Consider the following 6,205-nt stretch of genomic DNA (forward strand, 5'->3'; position numbering starts at 1 on the left):
CGCAAAACCATGTTGACCATTGCCGTATCCAAAGGCCGTATTTACGAAGAAGCTCTGCCGTTTCTGGAACAGGCCGGCATCACGCCGATCGACGATCCGGACAAAAGCCGCAAACTGATTCTGCAAACCACCCGCCCCGACGTGCAGTTGGTGATCATCCGCGCCACCGACGTTCCCACCTTTGTGGAATACGGCGCGGCGGATATGGGTATCGCCGGCAAGGACGTATTGATGGAACACGGCGCGGAAAGCCTCTACGAACCGCTGGACTTAGGCATCGCCGGTTGCCGCTTGATGACCGCCGGCCCGGTCAATGCCCCGGAAGTGAAAGGCCGCTTGCGGGTTGCGACCAAATACGTCAAAACCGCGCAGAGCTATTACGCCAATTTGGGCATTCAAGCCGAAATCATCAAGTTATACGGCTCGATGGAATTGGCACCGCTGGTCGGTTTGGCCGATTGCATCGTCGATTTGGTCGACACTGGCAACACCCTGAAAGCCAACGGCCTGGAACCACGGGAACTTATCGCCAACATCACTTCTCGACTGGTGGTAAATAAAGCAGCGATGAAAATGAAACATCAAGCCATTCAAGCACTCATCGATCAGTTCGAAACCACGTTGGCCCAGAGGGCGTCATCATGACTGCGATCAAGATGCTGCGCCTAGACAGTGCAGCCGTCGATTTTGACAAACAACTGCAAGCCCGTTTAGCTTGGGACGCCAGCGACGACCTGGAAATACACAAACGCGTGCTGGACATCATCACCGACGTTAAAAAACGCGGCGACAAAGCTCTGCTGGAGTACACCAACCGCTTCGACAGCACCGCCTTTAAAACCGCTGCCGAGTTGGAACTGGACCAAGCTGCGTTGCAACAGGCCTGGGATACCCTACCCAGCACCCAAGCCATCGCGTTGCAAACCGCCGCTGACAGGGTCCGTGCTTACGCCGAGCATCAAAAACTGCAATCCTGGCAATACACCGAGATTGACGGCACAGTGTTGGGCCAAAAAGTCACAGCGCTGGATAAAGCCGGCCTCTATGTGCCCGGTGGCAAAGCCGCCTATCCTTCATCGGTGTTGATGAACGCCATTCCGGCCAAAGTCGCCGGTGTCGGCGAACTTATCATGGTGGTCCCCACCCCGCGCGGCGAAACCAATGCACTGGTATTGGCGGCGGCGCATGTGGCCGGCGTGGACCGGGTATTCACTATCGGTGGCGCGCAAGCCGTGGCAGCTTTAGCTTATGGCACCGAATCGATTCCGGCCGTGGACAAAATCGTCGGCCCCGGCAATATCTATGTGGCTACCGCCAAAAAGCTGGTGTTCGGCCAAGTCGGTATCGACATGATCGCCGGCCCATCCGAGATTTTGATCATCTGCGACGGCCAGACCAACCCGGACTGGATTGCCATGGACATGTTCTCGCAAGCCGAACACGACGAAAATGCCCAAGCCATTTTGATCAGTGACGACGCCGGTTTTCTGCAACAAGTGGAAGCCAGCATCAACAAATTGCTGCCGGAAATGGAACGCGCCGACATTATCCGCGCTTCACTGACCGGACGCGGCGCGTTTATCAAAGTTGCCACTCTTTCCGAAGCCGCGCAAGTCGCCAACCGCATCGCCCCGGAACATTTGGAGTTGTCCGTAGCGGAACCGGAAGCCTTGTGTGAGCAAATCCATAACGCCGGCGCCATATTCATGGGCCGTTTCACCGCCGAAGCGCTGGGCGATTACTGCGCCGGCCCAAACCATGTTCTGCCTACCTCCAGCACTGCCCGGTATTCGTCGCCCTTAGGGGTTTACGATTTCCAAAAGCGCAGCAGCTTGATCAATTGTTCGGCGGTTGGCGCGCAGAATTTGGGCAAGATTGCTTCGGTGTTGGCGCGGGGTGAGAGTTTGACTGCGCATGCGCGGTCGGCGGAATTTAGAATTTAGTCAACAGTCTAGTCGAGGCCGGATAAGCGAAAGCATTTCCGGCCTGCAAATTATGCCGGAGAATGGTCCTTCAGCCATTCTTTCAAGGCATCATTCATCCAAGTCTGCCAACCTTTGCCGGTAGCACGAAAAGCCTCCAACACCTCGGCATCCAGCCTAATCCCGGTAAACACTTTAGGTGAATCCTTACGTGGCCTGCCGCCCTTGGGCTTAAGCATTTCAGGCGCTTGACTCCGCACCGAACAGCTCAGCAAACAGCTCACTGGCGGGGCGCACCCGTTTAAAATCGGTTTCAGTCAGTTCGCGAACTTCGCTGTCTGCCTCAGTCAACGGTAATGGATTTACCATATTTGCGGGCCTCTCTTAAATTTGCTTTTCGGAAACTAATTACCCGAATTCCACCGCCAATCGGCGGTGAAACACAGAATATGCTGCCTGCCATTCAGGTAACCCGCCGCAACAAAACGTCGCGCTGGAGAATCTTTACGAACATCTTCTGTTGCAGTCGCGCTAGACCAATCTAAATCAACTACTGACTCGAAGCTCAAACCAGGTTCGAAAATATTTTGGATGTTTTTTGCGGAGTCTAACCAAGTTTCGTTGTAACGAAATGTCGCGCTAAAAACGATATATCGTGGCCCACAGGCCGTGTTCGTGGTGATGTTTCTTGATCGTAAATTACTAAAAATTTTTTATATTCAAATAGATAGCCTCTTATAGCCTTGATTAAAGAAAATTGGCATTCAATTTGCCAAATTAGATTTAACAGGTTGTTGAAAAATGCGATTTTTGATAATCCCGGCCCAACACATAGTGACTTTATTCCTCCATAAGCACTGCATGTTGTGTAGAAAAATTCAAATACCGAGAAAATCAACAGCCTGCTGAACCGAATAATTTTTATTTTTTAGAGGGTATTTTATGAACAGATTTAACAGTGTTTTAAGCGTTATATTGGGTTTTGTCATGGTCTCATCAGCCAACGGTGGTGCCATTGAGGATCCCAATGGCAGCGCCGGCCGGCCTGTGCACTACGAATTTAGCGCCGGCGGTATCACTACCTATTTCACTGACTGTAAAGGATTGGGTTCGCAGAACGAAGTTATTGAACGGCCATTGACTGGCCCGCGCGGCGAATACGCTATCATTAAGATACCCGGACGTCAGTCGGTTAAAAATCTAACCTGCAGCAAAAGCCTAGGGAAATCGCTTGAATTTTGGAATTGGCGGCAACAGGTTGGAAAAGGAAGCCGGGAGCGAGTAGATGCTACCTTGATTGCCTATGATCAAACGATGAGCCCCATCGCGGAATGGAGCTTTACTCACGTGTGGCCGGTGTCGATTGATTACAACGAAACAAGCCCCGGAAAAGAAACCATGGTGTTCGCCGCCGATCAAATCCAGCGGATGCGGTGATCGAATCCGTGAATGATGGGAATGATTCACCAGCGCCTATTTGTCGTGGTCTACACTCCACGTCCCGAGGCGATTCGGATTATCTCGGCCCGCAAAGCCAACCAACGAGAGATCAAATTCCATGAAAATTGAACCGGATTCAGAAGTTGGTCGTGTCGATCCCGCTCGTATCGATACCACCACGGAAGCCGATATAGCCCAACAAATTGTCCAGGACGAAACCAATGCGATGCAGGACGCCGCGCGCTTCGCCCGCCGAGTCCGCAATCGCCTGGGATTAAGCCAAGCCGAATTTTCCAAACGCATCGACGTATCGCTTGAAACGATCCGCAACTGGGAACAAGGCAAACGCTCACCGACCGGCGCGGCCAAGGCGTTGCTGAAAGTATTGGACAGGGCGCCGGAAGCGGCTTTGGCGGCGCTAGACTAATTTTTGTGTCGTTTTCGCGATGGATTTTTATAGGTCCGTCGCGGACCGACAGCCGCGATACTTTCTTTTGATTGGTCAAAACAAAAGCTGTAGGGCTCTCACGCCGGCGAATGATCCTTCAGCCATTCCTTCAACGCATCGTTCATCCTAGTCTGCCAGCCTTTACCAGTAGCACGAAAAGCCTCCAGCACCTCGGCATCCAGCCTTATCCCGGTAAATACTTTCGGTGAATCCTTATGTGGCCGACCACCCTTGGGCTTGAGCATTTCAACTGCCTGCTCCGCGCCGAATAGCTCGGCAAATACTTCGCCGGCGGGACGCATCTGTTTAAAATCGGTTTCGGTCAGCTCGCGAACTTCGCCGTCCGCATCAGTCAACGGTAATGGTTTTGCCATATTTACGGGACTCCCTTAAATTTGCTTTTCGGAAACTAATCACGCGGATACCACCGCTAATCGGGGTGAAGCACAGGATATGCAAGCGATCATTCAGGTAACCCGCCGCGACAAAGCGCCTCTCCGGATACTCTTTACGGACATCTTCCGTTGCAATAGCGCTAGACCAGTCAAAATCTGCCACTCGCTCGAAGCTCAAGCCACGTTCGAGGATGTTTCTGGCATTTTTTGCAGGATCGAACTCGATGATCATGAGACATTAATGTATAAACAAAAACTAGTTAGAGCAAGTTTTTGTTTATACGAAAAGTGATTTTGTGTCGCTGACGCGACGATTTTTGTATGTCGGGTCTCGGCCCGACAGCCGAGATACTTTCTTTTGCTTGGCAAACCACAGGGATGTGGCGAATGCCGAAAATGCAGGAGCAATTTTCGGCCAAAAGAAAGTATTCAAAGAAAAGGCCACCCGACATTCCGCCTTTATCCTGCGCTTTTACGAAAACCAGCCATGGTTTTCGCCCTGCGGGCCAGCCTATCGGCTGTTCAAATTTGCTCCAGACAAATTTGTCGCTTTTGGCGAGGGTTTTCGGAAGGGGCTTCCCTCCCCCTCCGAAAACGAGCGGCATCCCTGCAGCTCCCCTGTCGGGCTTTTCTCGCCAAAAGCTGCGATGCTCGGGGCGAAATAACGGGAGAAGCCCCTTCACCGAATCAAAAAGCCCTTAGTCAGTTCCCGTTGGAAACACTTCAGCTTGAATGACTATGAAATCCAGCCAAGTTATTACCAGCTTCCAAATAAATCACTTTGAGACTTTGATAGTTTTTTTGCGTGTCGATATTTCTTTCCTTGAATTGTTTCCGTTACGGTATCTCCATCAATTTTTTCAAGAACGGTCGTAACGGAATATCCGGTGACTTTGATATTTCCAGCCTCGTCAAGCTCCCTATGAGCTACGAGAGCACAAACTATTTTACTCCCGTGTCGGAACGGAATATTGTCTATCAAAACTGCATCACGAAAAGAGTGGTCATTCATTTCAAAACTTATAGGCGCATCCTTATAGACTCCCTTCCATTTATAACGCCCCTCTTTTAAAACTGGTGAAATTATTTCAATAATCGCTTTATCATCTTCTTCACTTCTCAATCGATTTGTACCAAGAATATGCTTGTAAAAATCAGATCTCAGAACAACGACCTCATCAGCTACAGGATTTCTCTTCTCATCTAAAATAGTTATCCCAATTTTTGTCACTTTTTGATATTCTTCTATTCGAGAGTAAAAATTTGATTTGCGCTTGATAATCTTAAGATTCGAGCTAACTGCTAAAGCAGCTTCATTTACTGCTTTACTGTTAATCTTTCCATTCTCAATTTCTTGCTTCAACTTCTCTATATTCAACCTTTTCTCTTCAATAGCCAATCTTTTTTCCTCTAATTCGAGTTCTTTGCTTTCAAAATTGAGATGAGGGGCGACTGAAATTATAATTTGAATTATTGTTAACAGAATTGCAATAGAACCTTGATTGTCTCCAAGTGCTTTCCAAATATCGCGAAACCCGCCCTCGTTATACACATCCTTGATTAAGGATACTTCTATTTCTAAGATGTGCGAAGCTTCAATAATAATTCCTAACAGCTCAGCTTCACATCTATTTCGAACGAATGCATCTATTTCGTGGGATTTATCACTAAAATAATAGTGAAGCTCAAAACCATTGATATTATTCATTATTTTTTAATTAGTGGCATTATAAATTTTTCTGACCGTTCCCAAGTCAAGATGGAGGCCGCACTATTAATTCTAACAACAACTTTCTGTATCATACTAAAAATTACTTATTCGATGCCACACGTGTACAAGACCATAAAACTCAATACATATGGTTATAAAATAGAATAAGCCTTACGAGTTACGCGCTTTGCAATTATTAGACAATTTCAAATTTCGCGACTGGGTTTTCTCCCGTATGCCGCGCCGAGCACCGGAGCTTTTGAACGGATTAGCCCGTTAGATACTCTGT

The 6,205-nt window shown here is 48.8% G+C and carries 10 protein-coding genes; 6 read left to right on the forward strand and 4 right to left on the reverse strand.

Annotated features, from left to right (window positions below):
• Positions 1–9: 9 nt before the first annotated feature.
• Together hisG and hisD are read left to right on the forward strand one after the other, a co-directional pair.
• Positions 10–645 (forward strand): ATP phosphoribosyltransferase, encoded by a 636-nt coding sequence (gene hisG / locus A1332_RS16335; protein ID WP_064009497.1) that lies wholly within the window; start codon positions 10–12, stop codon positions 643–645.
• The gene (gene hisD / locus A1332_RS16340) at positions 642–1,943 is read left to right on the forward strand and encodes a histidinol dehydrogenase (RefSeq protein WP_064009498.1); all 1,302 of its coding nucleotides are present in this window, start codon (positions 642–644) and stop codon (positions 1,941–1,943) included. Before hisG ends, hisD begins: the two co-directional genes overlap by 4 nt.
• 50 nt (positions 1,944–1,993) lie before the next feature.
• On the opposite strand, the gene A1332_RS26540 is transcribed toward hisD, so the two are convergent.
• On the reverse strand, positions 1,994–2,161 hold the full coding sequence (locus tag A1332_RS26540) for a BrnA antitoxin family protein (RefSeq protein WP_082879727.1): 168 nt from the start codon (positions 2,159–2,161) through the stop codon (positions 1,994–1,996).
• Positions 2,162–2,864: 703 nt separating this feature from the next.
• On the opposite strand from A1332_RS26540, the gene A1332_RS16350 reads away from it, so the two are divergent.
• Genes A1332_RS16350 through A1332_RS16355 form a run of 3 tightly spaced genes read left to right on the forward strand, consistent with a single transcriptional unit; the run spans position 2,865 to position 3,789 of the window.
• Complete coding sequence (locus tag A1332_RS16350) at positions 2,865–3,359, forward strand: phage tail protein (RefSeq protein WP_064009499.1); 495 nt, start codon at positions 2,865–2,867, stop codon at positions 3,357–3,359.
• A gap of 21 nt (positions 3,360–3,380) precedes the next feature.
• Positions 3,381–3,491, forward strand: a complete 111-nt coding sequence (locus A1332_RS24910; RefSeq protein WP_231886487.1) for a BrnT family toxin — start codon at positions 3,381–3,383, stop codon at positions 3,489–3,491.
• Positions 3,481–3,789, forward strand: a complete 309-nt coding sequence (locus tag A1332_RS16355; RefSeq protein ID WP_064009500.1) for a helix-turn-helix domain-containing protein — start codon at positions 3,481–3,483, stop codon at positions 3,787–3,789. Before A1332_RS24910 ends, A1332_RS16355 begins: the two co-directional genes overlap by 11 nt.
• 98 nt (positions 3,790–3,887) lie before the next feature.
• On the opposite strand, the gene A1332_RS16360 is transcribed toward A1332_RS16355, so the two are convergent.
• Entirely contained in the window at positions 3,888–4,184 is a 297-nt protein-coding gene (locus A1332_RS16360; RefSeq protein WP_064009501.1) for a BrnA antitoxin family protein, read from the reverse strand.
• The gene (locus A1332_RS24915; protein WP_082879729.1) at positions 4,159–4,437 is read right to left on the reverse strand and encodes a BrnT family toxin; all 279 of its coding nucleotides are present in this window, start codon (positions 4,435–4,437) and stop codon (positions 4,159–4,161) included. Before A1332_RS24915 ends, A1332_RS16360 begins: the two co-directional genes overlap by 26 nt.
• A gap of 148 nt (positions 4,438–4,585) precedes the next feature.
• On the opposite strand from A1332_RS24915, the gene A1332_RS25370 reads away from it, so the two are divergent.
• The gene (locus A1332_RS25370) at positions 4,586–4,870 is read left to right on the forward strand and encodes a hypothetical protein (RefSeq protein ID WP_157204028.1); all 285 of its coding nucleotides are present in this window, start codon (positions 4,586–4,588) and stop codon (positions 4,868–4,870) included.
• A gap of 92 nt (positions 4,871–4,962) precedes the next feature.
• Here A1332_RS25370 and A1332_RS16370 read toward each other — a convergent pair whose 3' ends face one another.
• Complete coding sequence (locus A1332_RS16370) at positions 4,963–5,913, reverse strand: hypothetical protein (protein WP_064009503.1); 951 nt, start codon at positions 5,911–5,913, stop codon at positions 4,963–4,965.
• Between the last annotated feature and the right edge of the window lie 292 nt (positions 5,914–6,205).

The organism is Methylomonas methanica (assembly GCF_001644035.1).
In the GTDB taxonomy this organism is placed as follows: Bacteria; Pseudomonadota; Gammaproteobacteria; order Methylococcales; family Methylomonadaceae; genus Methylomonas; species Methylomonas methanica_A.